Raw genomic sequence first — 17,573 nt, 5'->3', positions numbered from 1 at the left:
GCGCTATCCTATTGACCCGGCGGGGTTCCGCGCGCACCTATTCGCGCGATGAGCAGCGACAAGCAGGTCGACCGGATCGCGCCCAGCGCCCCGCCACGCGCGTACCGCGGCCCGCGGTTCCAGCCGCTGCGCCGGGCCGTCAAGCTGCCGGTCTGGGGCGATCTCGGCATCCGCCTGGGCGCCGCCCTGTTCCTCATCTCCATCGTGGTCATGATCCACTGGTGGGACCGCGAAGGGCTGGTCGACAATCTCGATGGCGAGGTCAGCTTCCTCGACGTCATCTATTTCACCATGATTTCGATCACGACCACGGGTTTCGGCGATATCGCCCCGATTTCCGACCGCGCGCGGCTGGTCGAAGCGGTCATCGTGACCCCCATCCGCTTTGCCGTCTTTTTCATTTTCGTCGGCACGGCCTACAATTTCATCATCAAGCGCAGCTGGGAGAAATGGCGCATGGCCCGCATCCAGGAACAGCTATCCGGTCACATCGTGGTGCTCGGCTATGGCATCTCCGGCTCCGAAGCGGTCGGCGAGCTGATCGAGCGCGGGACCGACCCGTCCTGCATCGTCGTGATCGACCCGAGCGAGGAGCGGCTCGCCGAGGCAGAGGCGCTGGGCTGCAACGTCATGGCTGCCGACGCCACGCGCGACCAGACGCTCAAAGCCGTCCGCATTGCCGAAGCGCAGAACGTCCTCGTTTCCGCAGGCCGCGACGACACGACGATACTTATCACGCTGACTGTCCGCGCCCTTGCACCGAACGTGCCCATCAGCGCTGTGGTCCGCGCCGACGACAACGAATCGCTCGCGCGGCAGGCAGGCGCCGACAATGTCATCAACCCGGTGCGCTTTACCGGCCTGCTGCTGGCTGGCAGCGCCAAGGGCGAACACATCGCCGAATACCTCGCCGATCTCGCCAGCGTTTCGGGCCGCGTCCAGCTGGTCGAGCGCAAGATCACCGAAGAGGAATGCGGCTGCGCGATCAGCGAGCTGCGCACTGGCGGCCGGGGCCTTCGGATCTATCGCAATGGCAAGGCGCTCGGCTTCTGGGAAGACGAATGCCAGAACCTCCAGCCGGGTGACGTCGTGGTCGAGATCGTGCCCACCCGCAACGGGGAGACCCGCGGCGACGGGCACGATCGCGAAGACCTAACCGAACAAGAGGCTTGAGGCGCTAGCCCATCAGGCCGTGGACCAGCCCCATGGCCGTGTAGAACAGCAGCCAGTAGCCCGCGTCGATGAAGAACAGCGTCTTGGTCTTCTGGCTGAACAGGTAGTTGGTGCCGATAGCCGGGACGATAAAGCCCAGCGCCACGCCAAAGGCCGTAAGCACTTTCACCACCAGCGACAGATCCTGCGCGTAGGTTGCGAAGGTGTGCGCCAGCGTCCAGCTGGCGAGGAGCGAGAAGGCAAAGGCACCGCCATAGATCGCGCCCATGCTTCCTTCCTTGATCTGCTCCTCGGTAAGGCCGACAGCGCCCATCCATTTCTTGCCCATGATCGGCCCGTACCAGATGCCGCCGACTACGAAGCCTGCCAGCGCTGCCAGGACGACAGCCAGCCAGTTTACATCGAATATGTTCATGATTTCCCTCCCCAAAGGGCCACGACCCTCCGACACGCTAGCGAAAAGCCGCCGACAGGTGTAGAGGCGCGCGCAATTCACGGACAATTGGCATGACTACCACCACCACTCCGATCCCCGACCAGAAGAAGGTCGGCATGGTTTCCCTCGGCTGCCCCAAGGCGCTCGTCGATTCCGAGCGCATCCTCACGCGCCTGCGCGCCGATGGCTACGCCATGAGCCCCGACTACGCGGGCGCCGACGTCGTGCTCGTGAACACCTGCGGCTTTCTCGATTCCGCCAAGGAAGAGAGCCTGGCCGCGATCGGGGAGGCGATCTCGGAGAACGGCCGCGTCATCGTGACCGGCTGCATGGGCGAAGAGGCCGATGCGATCCGCGCTGCCCACCCGCAGGTCCTCGCGGTGACGGGCGCGCACCAGTACGAGCAGGTGGTCGAGGCCGTGCACGAACACGCTCCGCCGAGCCAGGGTCCGTTTGTCGACCTGATCCCGCAACCGGATGTGAAGCTGACGCCGCGCCACTACAGCTACCTGAAGATTTCCGAGGGCTGCAATCACTCCTGCGCCTTCTGCATCATCCCGGACCTGCGCGGAAAGCTTGCCAGCCGCCGGATCGACGCGGTTCTGCGCGAAGCGGAAAAGCTGGTTGCAGCGGGCACGAAGGAACTGCTCGTGATCAGCCAGGACACGAGCGCTTATGGCGTCGACACCCGCCACGAGAGCCGCAGCTGGAAAGGTCGCGAAGTCCGCGCCCACATGACCGACCTCGCACGCGAACTGGGCCAGCTCGACATTGGCGGCGGCACGCCCCCGTGGGTCCGGCTGCACTACGTCTATCCCTATCCGCATGTCGACGCCGTCATCCCCCTGATGGCGGAAGGGCTTCTGACCCCCTACCTCGACATTCCCTTCCAGCACGCCAGTCCCAAAGTGCTGCGCGCGATGAAGCGCCCGGCGAACGAGGCCAAGGTCCTCGAGCGCCTCAAGGGCTGGCGCGAGATTTGCCCGGAGATCGCCATCCGTTCCAGCTTCGTGGTCGGCTTCCCGGGCGAGACCGAAGAGGACTTCCAGTACCTGCTCGACTGGCTGGAAGAGGCCCAGCTCGACCGCGTCGGTGCCTTCCGCTTCGAACCCGTCGAAGGCGCACAGGCCAACGCCCTGCCCGATCCGGTCCCTGAAGAAGTCAAGGAAGAGCGCTACGCCCGCGTCATGGAAGTGACCGAGCGGATCAGCGCCGCCAAGCTTGCGGCCAAGGTCGGAAAGACGATCCCCGTCATCATCGACGAAGTCGGCGAGCCTGACGAGGACGGCGATATCGGCGCGACCGGGCGCAGCCAGGCCGATGCACCGGAAATCGACGGGGCCGTGTACCTGCGGACCGTGCCGCAGGACCTGGCGGCCGGAGATATCGTCGATGTCGTGGTCGAAGAGAGCGACGCGCACGACCTTTTCGGTGTGGTGGCCTGATACGGTCTTTTACCGGCGTTAACCACGCCCGGTCATGGGCGCGTTTTTGCGCTAGCCCGCTCTATTGCAACAAGAAACCTGTAGCTGTCCGCCCCGGCCGGCGGATCCGGCCCGATTTCCCTTAACTCTCATTTCTAAACCGCAATTTACCATCGAAACCCGCCGCCAGCGCCGGACGGGTTGCGGTTCCGCGCCCGGCATCAAAGAATTCTTAAGTTTAAGGCCCCCATAAGGGCGTCTGATGGGTGACACACGCACCTCTACGCCTACCGGGCCGTTCCTCGCCCGTGCGCGCACGCTCTTGAGCGGGCGCCTGTTCGAGCGCGTGCGTCATGTATTGTGGGCCGGTCTCCTCAGCCTCGGCATGTATGCGATCCTGCTGTTCCAGCCGGGCGACCAGCTGCTCTGGCTGATTCAGTCGCGCATCGCCGGATCCAGCCCGTCGGGCGAAGTGGTCTTCGTCACGTCCGACGAAGCGCTTAACGCCCCAGACCAGCCCGAAACCCGCTACGAGGTTGCCCGCGCGCTTGACGAGCTCGACCGCCTCGGCGTGGGCAAGGTGTTCCTCGATGTGACCTTTGCGCCATCCGAGGACAGCGCAGCCGACCAGCGGCTCGCAAAGGCAATTGCCGATCTCGGGCCGCGCATTATCCTCGTCGATCGGGTGGCGCCCACCTCCACCAAGGGCAAGACCTTGCGGAGCACGTCGCCCTGGATTGCCGGTGATGTCGACCGCGTTCTGGCCGATCAGACCGATCGCAACGTCTTCGGCTTCGCCTGGGAATCGCGGTACAGCTACGTCGTGGAAGGCCGCGCCTATCGCTCGCTCGGAGCTGCGATCGGCGGCGTGAACGACATCCGGCCGGGGCAGTTTTCCATCGACTATGGTTTCGACGCTACCGAGATCCCGGTCCTGCTGATCGACGAACTGACCGACGAGGCGCTGGAAACCGAGCGCATGATCGTCACCGGCAAGACCGTGGTCGTTGGCCACAGCAACCACGTCGGCGGCACTCCCCAGCCGATACCGGGCAGTATGAACGCCCCCCCGAGCCTAGTCGACATTTATGCGGGCGAGAGCCTGCGGTCGGGCCGCACGACCTATATTGTCGGCAGCACCGTCCTCTCCGTCTTCGCAGCGCTACTGCTGTTCGCCCTTCTTCTGGGCACAACGCGCAAGCGCCGCTGGATGGCCTACACGGGCATCGTGGCCCTGTTGCCGCTGGTTTTCGTCGCGTCCGCCCGGTTCGGATTCCGGCTCGACCTTACTTACGTGTTGAGCTTCCTTGTCCTGTACGGGGCAATGCGCTCGCGCATGCGGTGGAAGCGCCGGGTGGAGATGGTCAACATCGAGACCGGTCTGCCCAAGCTGCGCGCGCTGGAAGGACGCCTCGTGCGCGACAATATTCGCAGCGGCCACGTCGTCATTGCGAAGATCCAGAATTACGAACGCGTGCTCAAGACGCTGCGCAGCGACGAGAAGGGCAGCTATGTCCTCAAGCTGGTCGATCGCCTTCGCGCTGCCGACCCCAATCTGGCGATCTACAGCGACGGCCACCACCTTGGCTGGCACGTGCCGTCGGACGAAACGGACGCTGTTACGGACCACCTGGAAGGCCTGCGGGCCATCTTTGCCGCGCCCGTGCAGGTGGGCGGCTATTCTGTCGACGTGGGCATCACCTTCGGCGTAGCCGCTATCGAGGGTGATCCGGCACCCCGTCTCGCCGCAGCCGTCGCAGCCGCCGAGGAAACGTCCGAAGCCCACAACCCCATCTCCATCGCCGAAACCGGTTCGCAGACCGACCTCCTGTGGGACATCTCGCTGCGCGCCCGCATCGACGAAGCGATGGAAGCGGGCGAGATCTACTGCGTCTACCAGCCCAAGTTCGAACTCGCGACCAACACCATCGCCGGCGTAGAGGCGCTGGTGCGGTGGCACGACCCGGCGCGCGGCTTCATTTCCCCGATGCACTTCATCCAGCAGTGCGAGAAGGCCGGCCGGATGGAGCACCTCACGCGCTATGTCCTGCAAAGCGCGTGCTCGGCCGGGCAGCTCCTGCATTTCCGCGGCCGGATGATCACAATGTCGGTCAACATTTCGGCCACCCTGCTCGGCGACATGCGCATCGCGGGTATCGTCCGCAATGTGCTGCAGGCGACGCGCTTCGACCCCGAGTATCTGACGCTCGAAATTACCGAGACGGCGCGCATCACCGATCACACGGTCGCAGCAAGCATCCTTGAAGAACTCAAGGGCCTCGGCGTTAAGATCTCGATGGACGACTTCGGCGTCGGTGCCGCGAGCTTTGAAGCGTTTTACGAACTTCCGTTTGACGAGCTGAAGATCGATCGCCTGTTCGTCGCCAACATGGCCAAGGACCCGAAAGCAAAGGCAATTGTCGCGAGCATCGCCGCAATGGGCCGCGATGCGCGAATCACTGTCGTCGCAGAGGGTCTCGAGAACCCCCAGGACATTGGATTGCTTAAGAAAATCGGCTGCCAACAGGTCCAGGGCTTCGCATTTTCGCGACCCGTCTCATTGTCTAACCTATTGGAATTCAAGGAGTTCGTGCAGACACCCAGCGCCGCAAACATGGTTTAGGCTTTACAAACATACATGGTTAATGACATGTGCTTCCTGGACTAACAGGAGGTATGACTATGTGGAGCTTCTGGGATTGGCTGCTGGGTGGCGATAAGTAAGCCACGACAACAGTCTTCAAATTAAAGGGCCCCCTCGCGGGGCCCTTTTCCGTTTCTGGGCCAGACGCACCGCTTTTCGGTCGCCCGAAACGATGGCGGGGCAGCCGCGTTGGGAGCGTGTATGCCTATCGCCATAGAGACCCAATTCGCCTTCGAGCTGCCCTCCCCGACGGATGCGCTCCTCCAGTTCGAAGCGGCTCGCATTCCCGAGCAGACCATCCTCGAAACCGACACACAGGTGACCCCGAGCGAACACGTCGCCCGGGTTCCCGCACAGGAGAACATCGGAGAGCGCCTGCTCGTGAGGGCTGAAGGGGCCCTCGAGGTGTCCTACTCGGCCCGCGTCGACATTGCGCGCGCAGTCAGCGACCTCGCCCGCCACGGTGCCATTCCCCCCCACGAGATTCCTGGCGAGGCTGTCGAATACCTCTTCGACAGCCGGTATTGCCCCGCGGACGATTTCCAGAGTTTTGCGGAGGCCGAGTTCGGTGGCACCTCAGGCGGCGCAAGAATAGCCGCCATCAGCGACTGGATTGCCGATCATTTCAGCTACGTCCCGGGAAGCTCGACGACCGAAACCGGCGCGGTGGACAGCTTCGTGGCGCGGCAGGGCATCTGCCGCGATTACGCACACGTCCTCATCGCGCTTGCCCGCGCCAGTGCCATCCCGGCGCGTTACGTCGCCTGCTACGCCCCCGGCGTCGACCCGCCCGATTTCCACGCCGTGGCCGAAGTGTTTCTCGCCGATCCGGCCAAAAGCGCTGGCGGCGTCTGGCAACTCGTCGATGCAACCCGCATGGCCTGCCCGTCCGAAACCGTAAAGATCGGGGTCGGGCGCGATGCGGCCGACGTGAGTTTCCTGACAACCTTCGGGCCGAGCACATTCCGTTCAAGCTGCGTGCGTGTCACGAAAGAATAGGAATGCAATCATCTGGCCTGCGCATCCCCCCGCTGGTAACCGCTGGCCCACAGGAGAGACGAAGACAATGACCCCAGAGGCTGTGCGATGATCGCCACCGCAGACCGCTTGCTGCTGTTCGGCGCCACTGGCGACCTGGCCCAGCGCATGCTCTTGCCGTCCCTTTGCGCACTGCATGCCGACGGGCTTTTGTCGAACGATCTGCGCATAGTTGGAACCGCGCGCTCGGACATGACGACGCAGGAATACCGTGCCTTTGCCCGCGAGGCGCTGGAACGCTTCCTGCCGAGCAATCGCCGCGGCGGCGTGGCCGAATTCCTCAATCGGCTAAGCTATGTTCCGGTCGATGCCACTACGCTCGAGGGCTACGATGCGCTGGCTGAAGAGGTAGGCGAGTACAAGAAGGGCCTCGCCATATTCCTGTCGACCGCGCCCAGCCTGTTCGAAGCCACGATCGACGGTCTCGTCCATGCCGGCCTGACCAAGGGCAATGTGCGCATCGGGTTGGAAAAGCCGCTCGGCACGGACCTTGGCAGCAGCGAGGAAATCAACGATGCTGTCGCCAAGGCCTTCAGCGAAGATCGCATCTTCCGGATCGACCACTACCTCGGCAAGGAAACCGTCCAGAACCTGCTGGCGCTGCGCTTTGCCAACCTGATCCTCGAGCCGGTCTGGAACGCCAATTACATCGAGCATGTCCAGATCACCGTCGCCGAGACGGTCGGGCTGGAATCGCGCGTCGCTTATTACGACGACAGCGGGGCGCTTCGCGACATGGTGCAGAACCACATGCTCCAGCTGCTCGCCCTCGTGGCGATGGAGCCGCCGACCAGCTTCGATTCCACCGCCGTGCGCGACGAGAAGGTCAAGGTCCTGCGCGCCCTTCGCCCGATCGACAAGGACGAGACGGTCACCGGTCAGTACCGGGCCGGGACGCTGACCGGCAAACCGGTGCCCGGCTATGACGAGGAGCTTGGCAAGGACAGCGGGACGGAAACCTTCGTGGCCCTCAAGGCCCATGTCGACAACTGGCGCTGGAAGGGCGTGCCCTTCTACATGCGCACCGGCAAGCGCCTGCCCGAACGCGTGACCGAAATCGTGATCCAGTTTCGCTGCATCCCGCATTCGATCTTCGAAGGCCGCGGCGCGACCACCCAGCCCAACCGGCTGGTGATCGGCATCCAGCCCGAAGAGAACGTACAGCTGTCGATGATGGCGAAAGTCCCGGGGCTCGACCGCGAGGGCATTCGCCTGCGCCAGATCCCGCTCGATATCGCCATGCCCGACGCCTTTACCGGCACGGTCCGGCGCATCGCCTATGAACGCCTGCTGCTCGACCTCATCGAGGGCGACCAGACCCTGTTCGTTCGCCGCGACGAAGTGGAGGCCCAATGGGAATGGATCGATGCGATCCGCGCCCTGTGGGGCAAGGCAGATATCACCCCCGCCCCCTACGCCGCCGGCAGCTGGGGTCCCGACGCAGCCATGCAGCTGCTCGAGCGCGACGGAGTAAGCTGGCATGACGAATAAGCCGCTGAACGACACTATCCACCGGGTGACCCAGCGGGTCATCGAGAATTCGCGCGACAGCCGCGCAACCTATCTCGACCTGATGGACCGCGAAGGCGACCGGCAGGTCAACCGCGGCTCGCTGTCCTGCTCGAACCTCGCCCATGCCTTTGCTGGCGCCGAAGAGGACCAGGCCGCGATCATGGCCGCCAAGGGGCCGAACCTGGGTGTCGTTACCGCCTATAACGACATGTTGTCGGCCCATCAGCCCTACTACCGCTATCCGGAACGCATGAAGATCTGGGCCCGCGAAGTCGGCGCGACGGTGCAGGTCGCTGGCGGCACGCCGGCGATGTGCGACGGGGTGACGCAGGGCGAGGCAGGCATGGAGCTCTCGCTCTTCAGCCGCGACACCATCGCGCTTTCGACCATCGTCGCGCTCAGCCACGCCATGTATGACGGGGTCGCGCTGCTGGGCATTTGCGACAAGATCGTGCCCGGCCTCCTGATGGGCGCGCTGCGCTTCGGGCACCTGCCCGCGATCTTCGTGCCGTCGGGTCCGATGGGCAGCGGCATCTCGAACAAGGAAAAGCAGCGAACGCGCCAGCTTTACGCCGAGGGCAAGGCAACCCGGCAGGAACTGCTGGCAAGCGAGATGGGCAGCTACCACTCACCCGGCACCTGCACCTTCTACGGCACAGCGAATTCTAACCAGATGATGATGGAGATGATGGGTCTCCACGTTCCGGGCGCTGCGTTCGTCCAGCCGGGCGCCAAGCTGCGCCAGGAACTGAGCCGTGCGGCCACGCACCGCCTCGCCGCCATCGGCAAGTCGGGCGAAGATTTCCGCCCGCTGTCTCGCGTGGTCGACGAGAAGGCCATCGTGAACGCGGCGATCGGCCTGCTCGCCACAGGCGGATCGACCAACCACGCGATCCACATCCCGGCCATGGCCCGCGCTGCGGGGATCAAGTTCGACTGGACCGACCTGTCCGAACTGTCGAGCGCAGTCCCGCTCATCGCGCGCGTCTATCCCAACGGGTCGGGCGACGTGAACCATTTCCACGAAGCCGGCGGCATGGGCTACGTCATCGGCGCGCTGCTCGAGGAAGGCCTCGCGCATGGCGACATCCTGACCGTTTGGGACGGCGGTTTCGAAGCCTACAGCCGCGAGCCCGGCATGGACGGCGATGCGCTGACCTGGCGCGATCCGGGCCCCTCGGGCGACACCGAGATGCTGCGCCCGGCCTCCGACCCGTTCCAGCCCGATGGCGGCATGCGCCTTGTGGAAGGCAATCTGGGCCGCGCCTGCTTCAAATCCTCCGCTGTAGAGCGCGAACGCTGGACCATCGAGGCCCCGTGCCGGGTGTTCGAGACGCAGCACGATGTGAACGAGGCCTTCAAGAAGGGCGAACTCGACCGCGACGTGGTTGTCGTCGTACGCTTCCAGGGGCCGCGTGCCAACGGCATGCCCGAACTGCACAAGCTCACCCCTGCCCTCGGCGTCCTGCAGGACCGTGGCTACAAGGTCGCGCTGGTAACCGATGGCCGCATGTCGGGCGCTTCGGGCAAGGTCCCGGCCGCTATCCACTGCACGCCTGAAGCGCTGGGCGGCGGTCCGCTTGCCAAGCTCGAAGACGGCGATATCGTGCGGGTCTGCGCGGCCACGGGCGAACTTTCGACCACGGCCGACCTCGACAGCCGCGAAGCGGCCAGCGAACCCGCTCCGGAAGTCGGAATGGGCCGCGAGCTCTTCGCGATGTTCCGCACCAGCGCCGATGGCGCCGAACAGGGAGCGTCATCGATGATGGCGGTAGCCGGACTGTGAGCATGGAGATTGTAGCCGTCGATATCGGGGGCACCCACGCGCGCTTCGCCATTGCGACCGCCAATGACGATGGCACGATCACGCTGGGCGAGCCCGAGACGCTCCACACCGAAGATCACGCCAGTTTCCAGACCGCCTGGGAGGATTTTCGGGACCGCATGGGCGGATCGCTGCCCCCGCGGGTCTCGATGGCGATTGCCGGCCCGGTTGGCGGCGACGTCATCCGCTTCACCAACAACCCGTGGATCATCCGCCCGGCACTGGTGAAGGAAAAGCTGGGCGTCGAACACTATTGCATCGTCAACGATTTCGAGGCGGTGGCGCACGCTGTTGCCCGCGTAGGCGAAGACCAATTCATCCACCTGACTGGCCCCGAAAAGCCGCTCGCCCCGACCGGACGGCTGAGCGTGCTGGGCCCCGGCACCGGCCTTGGCGTCGCCCATCTCTACCGCGAGCCCGATGGTACCTATCGCGTCTCGGCGACCGAAGGCGGCCATATCGACTTCGCCCCGCTCGACCAGATCGACGATGCGATCCTCGCCCGGCTGCGCAAGCGCCACACGCGCGTGTCGGCCGAGCGTGTCGTCTCCGGCCCGGCAATCTCGGACATCTACCAGGCGCTGGCCGCCATGGAGGGCAAGCCGACCGCCGATGAGGACGACATCGCCATCTGGACCCGCGGCCAGGACGGCAGCGACAGCCTCGCCGCCGCCGCCGTCGATCGCTTCTGCATGTCGCTTGGCAGCGTGGCGGGCGACATTGCGCTCGCGCAGGGCGGCTTTGGCGGCGTCGTGATTGCCGGCGGTCTTGGCTACCGGATCCGCGAGACGCTGGTGAAATCGGGCTTCGCCGAACGCTTCAAGGCCAAGGGCCGCTTCCAGGAGCTGATGGCCTCGATCCCCGTCAAGCTCATCATCCATCCGCAGCCGGGCCTGTTCGGCGCGGCCGCCGCATTCGTCAGGGAACACGGATGACCATTGCCGATATCATGCAGACCGCGCCGGTCATTCCGGTCATCGTGGTCGACGAGGTAGACCACGCCAAGCCGCTCGCCGACGCACTGGTTGCCGGCGGCCTGCCGGTCCTCGAAGTAACCTTGCGCACCGAGGCTGCGCTCGACGCCATTCGTATCATGAGCGAGGTCGAGGGTGCGATCGTTGGTGCCGGCACGGTGACCAACCAGCAGGACCTCGCGAACGCGATCGATGCAGGCAGCCAGTTCATCGTTTCGCCCGGCCTTACCGAACCGCTCGGCAAGGCAGCGATCCGCGAGAACATCCCCTTCCTGCCCGGCATCGCCAACGCGGGCGACATCATGCGCGGGCTCGACCTGGGCCTGACGCATTTCAAGTTCTTCCCCGCGATGGCGGCGGGCGGCCTTCCGGCGCTCAAGGCGCTGGCCGCTCCCTTCGGCCAGTGCCGTTTCTGCCCCACGGGCGGTGTCTCGCTGGCCAACGCGCCCGACTGGCTGGGCTTCGATCCGGTGCTGTGCGTCGGCGGCAGCTGGGTTGCTCCGCGCGGCCCGGTCGACAGCGCCGAGGTCGAGCGGCTGGCGCGCGAAGCGGCCGCTCTCGGCGGCTAAGAACCGTCCGGCCATCCGTGCCCGTGTGGGACGGATCGCGCGCCGTTGCTGGAAAATTCAGGGTTTCGTGCGCATAATGCGCCGATGGACGTGATTCTGAAGTGGATCGGAGGCGGCACGGTCGCCGCAGCGCTGGTGCTTGCCGGCGTGGCCGTTGGCGGGCGCGCGGTGGCAGAGAACGAGCCGGCTGCGCCAGTTGCCGCGCCCGAGCCCGAAGCTCAGCCCGCTCCTCTTCACCCGCATGGCGCAATTGCTGCCAAGGCGGTGGCCGATGCCAAGCGCCTCTATACCGTGCGCCGGATCCTGCCGATCGAGGGCCCGATCAAATACGGCGAATGGCATTGGGACGATGAAGGCGTTCCCGACGGACCGCTGCTGGTAACGGTGGACCTGCAGGCCCGCGTGATTTCGATTTTCCAGGGCGGCTACGAAATCGGCGCCGCCGCCGTGCTGCTGGGCACGGACGAGCACCCCACGCCCACCGGCGTCTTCCCGATCCTTTGGAAGCAGCGCCACAACGTGTCCGAGAAATACGGCAACGCCCCCATGCCCTGGAGCATGTTCCTGACCCTCGACGGTGTCGCCATCCACGGCGGCAGCGAGGTTGAGAACGGCTATGCCAGCCACGGCTGCATCGGCGTGCCCGATGATATTGCCAAGCGCCTCTTCGCGATCGCCAAGAAGGGCGACAAGGTTGTGATCACCGACGGCAAGCGCATGGGGCTTGGCGACAGCATCATCTGATGACGGCCTAGCCCGTGCGGCGAGGCGGCTCAGGGGTACAGACGTAGAATTCGCCGACCCGCTCGATCAGCACCCCGGCGATGTTTCCGCTTTTGCTGAATCCCTTCAGGAAAGCCATCACTTCGCCGTGCGATGCGCCGCCACCTAGTGCGGAAATGGCCCGGGCCAGCAAGCGCGATGCCGTGTCGGGCTGGCGCGTCGCGGGCACCGAAATGCGGGACGGCGACATTGATGCCTTCTCCTCCCACACCTCATCGGCAATCGCCTGGAGCGTTGCCTCCGCCTCTTCCATATGCGCAGCCGAGCGCGCGAGGGCCAGCGGGTCGATCCAGTCGGCCTGCTCAAGCTGGCGGCGCATGCGAACGCGGTCGAAACTGGCATCGCGGTTGCTCGGATCCTCGACAAACGGAAGGCCGAGATCTTCGACCAGCGCGCGAAGCTCGTTCTTGCGAAAGCCGAGCAAGGGTCGGAGGATGGGAACAGGGCAATCGCCGATCATCGTCCGGCTGCGAATTCCGGTAAGGCCTGCCAGTCCGCTTCCCCGGTTGAGCCGCATCAGCAGCGTCTCGGCCTGGTCGTCGGCGTGATGCGCGGTTGCGATGGCGGCAAGCCCGCGCTCTCCGGCCCACTGGCCTAGAGCTCCGTATCGCGCGGCCCGCGCACGGTCCTGCAGGTTTCCATCCTCAATGGTCACTCCCAGCACGCGGCATGCGATGCCCCGCTTGGCGCAGACCCGTTCGACAAGGGCGCATTCCTCGCGCGCCTCGGGTCGCAGACCGTGATCGACCGTGGCGACCTCCACGCCGTCGCCCAGCAGCGCATGGGCGAGCGCCAGCAGCGCCATGCTGTCCGGTCCGCCGGAAACCGCGAGGCCTAGTGTTCCTTCCGGGCGATGCGCGCGAAATCCCTCTTCGAAGCGCGCGAGAACCGCCTCGGTCAGAGGGCTATCAATCGCAGGTCACCTTCTGGCGATTGGCCGCATACTGGGTCTGCAAACGGCCGGCGGCGAGGCCGGGATAGGTCTCGGCAAACTCGGCCAGCGCGATGCAGGCGCGGCGTGTGTCGTCGAGCGCGATCATCGCTTCGGCGAGGTACAGCAGGCTGTCACCAGCGCGGGCGCCGCCCTTGTCGTCCTGGTAGTTCTTGAGGAACCAGGGCGCTGCTTCGCGCGCCTTGCCATCGTCGAGATAGGCCCGGCCGAGCAGGTTGCGGCCATAGGTGGCGCGCCAGTGATCGGAGTGCTGTTCGACAAACAGGGTAAGCTGCTGCTGGGCTTCGGGATAGAAGCCTGCGTTCCACAGGCGATAGCCATAGGAATATTCGTCGTCCGCCGCATCGTCGGTCTGCGGCTTAGTGATCGACTGGACAGCGGCAAGGCGTTCGTCCGTCGGACCGGAAGCGGCAGGCGCCGGCGTCGGCGTCTCGACCGTCCGCGCAGCCGGCGCAGGCGCGCTGGTCGTAGGCGTGGGATCGACCGTGGCGACAGTGGTGGCTGTGCCCGCTCCTTCCAGCGCCTCGATACGCGCGGTCAGCAGACTGACCGCGTTTGCGTTTTCCTCATTGAGCGCGGTCTGGCGCTGAAGCTGCGCTTCGAGGGCATCGAGCCGCGCAAGAATATCGGTGACGGCCGTCGTCGTGGTCGAATTGACGGTCGAGCTCACGCTGGGTCCTGCGCTGATCTCGGGCTCGAAATAGCGGCCATCGCCGCCCGGGAAGACGCGGCGTTGCAGCGCGCGCACTTCGGCTTCGAGGCGGCGGATGCGCGCCTCGTCATCGGCGTCCTGCGGCAGGGCCGGCTGGGCAGTCGCAATGAGGGCAAATCCCGCCCCGAGGAAAGAAAGGTTACGCGCTAGGGGTCCGAATGCCATCGGGAAGGCTCCTCGTGGGGGATCGGTTAGGGTTACGAAAAATGCCTTAGAGCCCCGAATCTGTCGAGGCCATGAAGGGGCTTATCCCCTTTCGCAGACAGGAAAATTAACCGCTGGTTGCGGCGGTTTCGGCGGGAGTAGCGCTGGGCGCAGGCCGCGCGAGCAAGGCTTCGGCCGTGATCGGCACATCGCGCACCACCTCGTCCACTTCCGAAAGCTTGGGTACGCTTCGTCCGCCGATGGTTATGGCGAGCGCATAGGGGCGCCCGGTCCAGACCTGCGGGCCCTCCGCATCGGCTGGCACGGTATAGCTGTCTCCCGCTGCCATCTGCGCTTCGTAAAGGCGTTCGCCGTTCGCGTCGTAGAACTTGACCCAGGTGCCATCCATCTCGCTGGTGAAGACGACGGGTCCAGTGGCCGCGGGTTGCCCCGCAGCCGCTTGCGCGGGAGCCTCGCCATCGCTCTCGTCAGCCAGAGCCTCGGCAGCTGCCGGATCCTCCAGCGGGGCCGGGCCGAGGCCGGGCGCGAAATAGCTGGAGTAGAACGCGTAGATACCGCCCACGAGAAGCACGGCGGCAAACAGGGCGAACCAGGCAAGCCCGCGCCCCGGGACCCGGGCCGGATCGCCGGGTTCGAACTTGGCCGGTGCGGCGCCGTATTCGTTGCCTTCCGCCAGTTCCTGGCGCGCCTGTTCAACGATCTCGCGCTCGTCGAGGCCGACAAGCCGTGCGTATGTTCGCGAAAATCCGACCGCGTAAGTCCGCGCCGGAAGCTCGGTCAAAGCCCCGTTTTCGATCGTGAGAAGGTGGCGTTGCGGGATCCGCGTTTCGGCAGCAACCTGGGCAAGGTCGAGACCCTTGGCTTCGCGGGCCGCCTTCAGCCTGGCGCCCACGCCGCCGGTTTCCTCGACCGGCTGCTGCTCAAGTGTGTCTTCGTCGCTCATGCGATCCCCGAATAATGCGTCACTGCGGTTTTCCCGCATGTCTGTTGACGCAGGAAAAGCGGCTTCGCGGTGCCCCTGTCAAGCGCGCAAAGCGCCCGACAGGCTTGGTACGGACAGAAAGAGGCTGCCGCGCGATGAAATCAGTCGGTTTCGATGTCGCGCTCTTCCGCCCATTGCTGCAATGCAGCACGCATATCATGCGGGGGCGAGGCAAGCCAGAGCGCCATTTGGTCGGAAAGCTCGTTGAGATCGACCTTGCGGACCAGTTCCTTGATCGGCCCGACCGCTGCCGGCGTAATCGACAGCCGGCGATAGCCAATGCCGAGCAGCGCCAGCGCCTCGAGCCGGCGCCCGCCCATTTCGCCGCACACGCCAAGGCGGACATCCTGCCCCACAAGCGATTTCGACACGCGCGCCAGGAACCGCAGGATCGCAGGGCTCAGCCAGTCGTAGCGTTCGGCAAGCTTGGGATTGGCCCGGTCCGCAGCGAACAGGAACTGAGTGAGGTCGTTGGTCCCCACCGATAGGAAGGCGATCTTGGGCGCGAGCAGGTCGAGCACATCGGCCAGCGCGGGCACTTCGAGCATGCAGCCGTACTCGATGCTCTCGGGCACCAGCTTGCGGCGCTTGCGCAGGAAGTCGAGCTGGTCTTCGAAGACCTGCTTGCCGGCGTCGAATTCCCAGGGTTCGCTGACCATGGGGAACATGACCGAAAGTGACCGACCGGCGGCCGCTTCAAGCAGTGCACGTGCCTGCGCTTTCAGCAGGCCTTCGCGTTCGAGCGAGAGGCGCAGGGCGCGCCAGCCCATGGCCGGGTTTTCGTCGCGATCCTCCGGCGCGTGGTCGAGATAGGGCACCGCCTTGTCCCCGCCGATATCGACCGTGCGAAAAACGACTTTCTTGTCGCCCGCCGCATCGAGAACATCGCGATAGAGGCGCATCTGACGCTCGCGCTGCGGCAGGGTCGAGGACACAAGGAACTGGAACTCGGTGCGGAACAGGCCAACGCCGTCCGCCCCGCTCATGGCCAGCGCGCTCATATCATCGCGCAACCCCGCGTTCATCATCACGGTGATGCGCGTGCCGTCACGGGTGAAGGGCTCGACATCCCGCAGCTCGGCATAGGTCGCCTGCTTTTCGCGAGTGCGGGCAAAGCGGGTTTCGAACGCGTCGAGCACCGGCTGGTTGGGCCGCAGGGTCACCGTGCCCTTGTCGGCATCGAGGATAACCTCGTCGCCCTCCGCGACCCGCGTGCGAAGGCCGGAAACCCGGCCAAGCACGGGAACGCCCATGGCCCGTGCCACGATCACCACATGGGCGGTGAGCGAGCCTTCTTCCAGCACCACGCCTTTGAGGCGGCGGCGGTCGTATTCGAGCAGTTCGGCCGGGCCGAGGTTGCGCGCGAACAGGATCGTGTCGCGGCGAAGCCCCTGGGTTGCAGCGGTGCCCAGCTGGCCGGACACGATCCGCAGCAGGCGGTTGGAGAGATCCTCCAGGTCGTGCATGCGGTCGGCCAGCAGCGGATCGTCGATTTCGCGCATGCGCATGCGCGTGCGCTGCTGGACCCGCTCGATCGCAGCCTCCGCGGTCAGCCCGCTGTCGATCGCCTCGTTGATGCGCCGTCCCCAACCTTCATCGTAGGCGAACATCTTGTAGGTCTCGAGCACCTCGACATGCTCGCCGCCCTTCCCGAATTCGGGCTCTTTGCCCATCGCGTCGATCTGGTCGCGCATCTTGTCGAACGCGCGGTAGACGCGCTGGCGTTCGGCTTCGATGTCTTCGGCCACCACCTGGTCGATCTCGATGCGCGGCTGGTGGAACACGGCCCGACCCGCAGCAAGGCCTTTGACCAGCGTCAGCCCTTCGAGAACGTCGTTCTCGACATGGGCAATCTCGAGGTCGATTTCCTCCTCGTCGTCGACCAGTTCCTTGTGGGCGATCAGTTCGGACAGGACCATGGCGGTGGTCTGCAGCGCCTCGATCTCGACTTCCTCGTAGCGCCGTGGTTCGACATGCTGCACGCACAGCACGCCCACCGCACGCTCGCGGTAGACTATCGGGACGCCGGCGAAGGAGTGGAACTTGTCCTCCCCCGTTTCCGGGCGATAGGCGAAGTCCGGATGCGCCTTGGCTTCTGCCAGGTTCAGCGTCTCGATGTTCTGGGCAATGGTGCCGGTGAGGCCCTCGCCGACCGCAAGCCGCGTTACGTGGACCGCTTCGGGGTTGAGACCCTGGGTCGCGTAAAGCTCCAGCGCCCCTTCGCGCAGCAGGTAGATCGAGCAGACCTCGCTCGTCAGGCTATCGGCGATAATCTCGACCACGCGGTCGAGCTTGTGCTGGGCGTGGGTACGCCCGGCCATGATTTCGTGCAGGCGGGTAAGAATTTGGCGAGCAGAAGCAGCAGCTGACATGGCCGCAGGCTA

Annotated in this window: 14 protein-coding genes; 9 read left to right on the top strand and 5 right to left on the bottom strand. The window is 65.2% G+C overall.

What is annotated here, in order from left to right:
• Window positions 1–48: 48 nt before the first annotated feature.
• Window positions 49–1,173, top strand: coding sequence for a potassium channel family protein (locus KUV82_RS04065; protein WP_219955618.1), 1,125 nt, complete (start codon window positions 49–51; stop codon window positions 1,171–1,173).
• A gap of 4 nt (window positions 1,174–1,177) precedes the next feature.
• Here the strand turns inward: KUV82_RS04065 and KUV82_RS04060 are convergent, their stop codons facing one another.
• Window positions 1,178–1,588, bottom strand: coding sequence for a DUF1761 domain-containing protein (locus tag KUV82_RS04060; RefSeq protein ID WP_219955617.1), 411 nt, complete (start codon window positions 1,586–1,588; stop codon window positions 1,178–1,180).
• Window positions 1,589–1,680: 92 nt separating this feature from the next.
• On the opposite strand from KUV82_RS04060, the gene rimO reads away from it, so the two are divergent.
• From rimO to KUV82_RS04020, 8 genes are all read left to right on the top strand, one after another.
• Complete coding sequence (gene rimO, locus KUV82_RS04055; protein WP_219955616.1) at window positions 1,681–3,054, top strand: 30S ribosomal protein S12 methylthiotransferase RimO; 1,374 nt, start codon at window positions 1,681–1,683, stop codon at window positions 3,052–3,054.
• Window positions 3,055–3,295: 241 nt separating this feature from the next.
• The gene (locus KUV82_RS04050; protein ID WP_219955615.1) at window positions 3,296–5,656 is read left to right on the top strand and encodes an EAL domain-containing protein; all 2,361 of its coding nucleotides are present in this window, start codon (window positions 3,296–3,298) and stop codon (window positions 5,654–5,656) included.
• A gap of 222 nt (window positions 5,657–5,878) precedes the next feature.
• Complete coding sequence (locus KUV82_RS04045; protein ID WP_219955614.1) at window positions 5,879–6,676, top strand: transglutaminase-like domain-containing protein; 798 nt, start codon at window positions 5,879–5,881, stop codon at window positions 6,674–6,676.
• Between the two features lie 87 nt (window positions 6,677–6,763).
• Entirely contained in the window at window positions 6,764–8,206 is a 1,443-nt protein-coding gene (gene zwf / locus KUV82_RS04040; RefSeq protein ID WP_219955613.1) for a glucose-6-phosphate dehydrogenase, read from the top strand.
• Window positions 8,196–10,013: a phosphogluconate dehydratase gene (gene edd, locus KUV82_RS04035; protein WP_219955612.1), complete on the top strand. Its 1,818-nt coding sequence runs from the start codon at window positions 8,196–8,198 to the stop codon at window positions 10,011–10,013. Before zwf ends, edd begins: the two co-directional genes overlap by 11 nt.
• 2 nt (window positions 10,014–10,015) lie before the next feature.
• A complete protein-coding gene (gene glk, locus KUV82_RS04030) occupies window positions 10,016–10,987 on the top strand; it encodes a glucokinase (protein WP_219955611.1) in 972 nt (323 codons plus the stop codon).
• Window positions 10,984–11,595 carry a bifunctional 4-hydroxy-2-oxoglutarate aldolase/2-dehydro-3-deoxy-phosphogluconate aldolase gene (eda, locus tag KUV82_RS04025; RefSeq protein WP_219955610.1) on the top strand — a complete coding sequence of 204 codons (612 nt, stop codon included), beginning with the start codon at window positions 10,984–10,986 and terminating at the stop codon, window positions 11,593–11,595. Before glk ends, eda begins: the two co-directional genes overlap by 4 nt.
• Window positions 11,596–11,679: 84 nt before the next feature.
• Complete coding sequence (locus tag KUV82_RS04020) at window positions 11,680–12,339, top strand: L,D-transpeptidase family protein (RefSeq protein WP_219955609.1); 660 nt, start codon at window positions 11,680–11,682, stop codon at window positions 12,337–12,339.
• 7 nt (window positions 12,340–12,346) lie between these two features.
• On the opposite strand, the gene tilS is transcribed toward KUV82_RS04020, so the two are convergent.
• From tilS to ptsP, 4 genes are all read right to left on the bottom strand, one after another.
• Window positions 12,347–13,183 carry a tRNA lysidine(34) synthetase TilS gene (gene tilS, locus KUV82_RS04015; RefSeq protein ID WP_219955608.1) on the bottom strand — a complete coding sequence of 279 codons (837 nt, stop codon included), beginning with the start codon at window positions 13,181–13,183 and terminating at the stop codon, window positions 12,347–12,349.
• 103 nt (window positions 13,184–13,286) lie between these two features.
• Entirely contained in the window at window positions 13,287–14,207 is a 921-nt protein-coding gene (locus KUV82_RS04010) for a hypothetical protein (RefSeq protein WP_219955607.1), read from the bottom strand.
• Window positions 14,208–14,313: 106 nt separating this feature from the next.
• The gene (locus tag KUV82_RS04005) at window positions 14,314–15,150 is read right to left on the bottom strand and encodes a helix-turn-helix domain-containing protein (RefSeq protein ID WP_219955606.1); all 837 of its coding nucleotides are present in this window, start codon (window positions 15,148–15,150) and stop codon (window positions 14,314–14,316) included.
• Between the two features lie 140 nt (window positions 15,151–15,290).
• Complete coding sequence (gene ptsP, locus KUV82_RS04000) at window positions 15,291–17,561, bottom strand: phosphoenolpyruvate--protein phosphotransferase (RefSeq protein ID WP_219955605.1); 2,271 nt, start codon at window positions 17,559–17,561, stop codon at window positions 15,291–15,293.
• Window positions 17,562–17,573 lie beyond the last annotated feature (12 nt).

The organism is Qipengyuania flava (assembly GCF_019448255.1).
Lineage (GTDB): Bacteria > Pseudomonadota > Alphaproteobacteria > Sphingomonadales > Sphingomonadaceae > Qipengyuania > Qipengyuania flava_A.
This window is presented reverse-complemented; position numbering and strand designations above follow the sequence as displayed.

Bases quoted from the DNA above. Each gene is read 5' to 3' on its own strand.
- tilS (WP_219955608.1), bottom strand. From the start codon at position 13,183: ATGGCGCTGCTGGCGCTCGCCCATGCGCTGCTGGGCGACGGCGTGGAG.
- KUV82_RS04060 (WP_219955617.1), bottom strand. From the start codon at position 1,588: ATGAACATATTCGATGTAAACTGGCTGGCTGTCGTCCTGGCAGCGCTG.
- glk (WP_219955611.1), top strand. From the start codon at position 10,016: ATGGAGATTGTAGCCGTCGATATCGGGGGCACCCACGCGCGCTTCGCC.
- KUV82_RS04005 (WP_219955606.1), bottom strand. From the start codon at position 15,150: ATGAGCGACGAAGACACACTTGAGCAGCAGCCGGTCGAGGAAACCGGC.
- zwf (WP_219955613.1), top strand. From the start codon at position 6,764: ATGATCGCCACCGCAGACCGCTTGCTGCTGTTCGGCGCCACTGGCGAC.
- KUV82_RS04045 (WP_219955614.1), top strand. From the start codon at position 5,879: ATGCCTATCGCCATAGAGACCCAATTCGCCTTCGAGCTGCCCTCCCCG.
- edd (WP_219955612.1), top strand. From the start codon at position 8,196: ATGACGAATAAGCCGCTGAACGACACTATCCACCGGGTGACCCAGCGG.
- KUV82_RS04050 (WP_219955615.1), top strand. From the start codon at position 3,296: ATGGGTGACACACGCACCTCTACGCCTACCGGGCCGTTCCTCGCCCGT.
- KUV82_RS04065 (WP_219955618.1), top strand. From the start codon at position 49: ATGAGCAGCGACAAGCAGGTCGACCGGATCGCGCCCAGCGCCCCGCCA.
- eda (WP_219955610.1), top strand. From the start codon at position 10,984: ATGACCATTGCCGATATCATGCAGACCGCGCCGGTCATTCCGGTCATC.
- KUV82_RS04020 (WP_219955609.1), top strand. From the start codon at position 11,680: ATGGACGTGATTCTGAAGTGGATCGGAGGCGGCACGGTCGCCGCAGCG.
- ptsP (WP_219955605.1), bottom strand. From the start codon at position 17,561: ATGTCAGCTGCTGCTTCTGCTCGCCAAATTCTTACCCGCCTGCACGAA.
- KUV82_RS04010 (WP_219955607.1), bottom strand. From the start codon at position 14,207: ATGGCATTCGGACCCCTAGCGCGTAACCTTTCTTTCCTCGGGGCGGGA.
- rimO (WP_219955616.1), top strand. From the start codon at position 1,681: ATGACTACCACCACCACTCCGATCCCCGACCAGAAGAAGGTCGGCATG.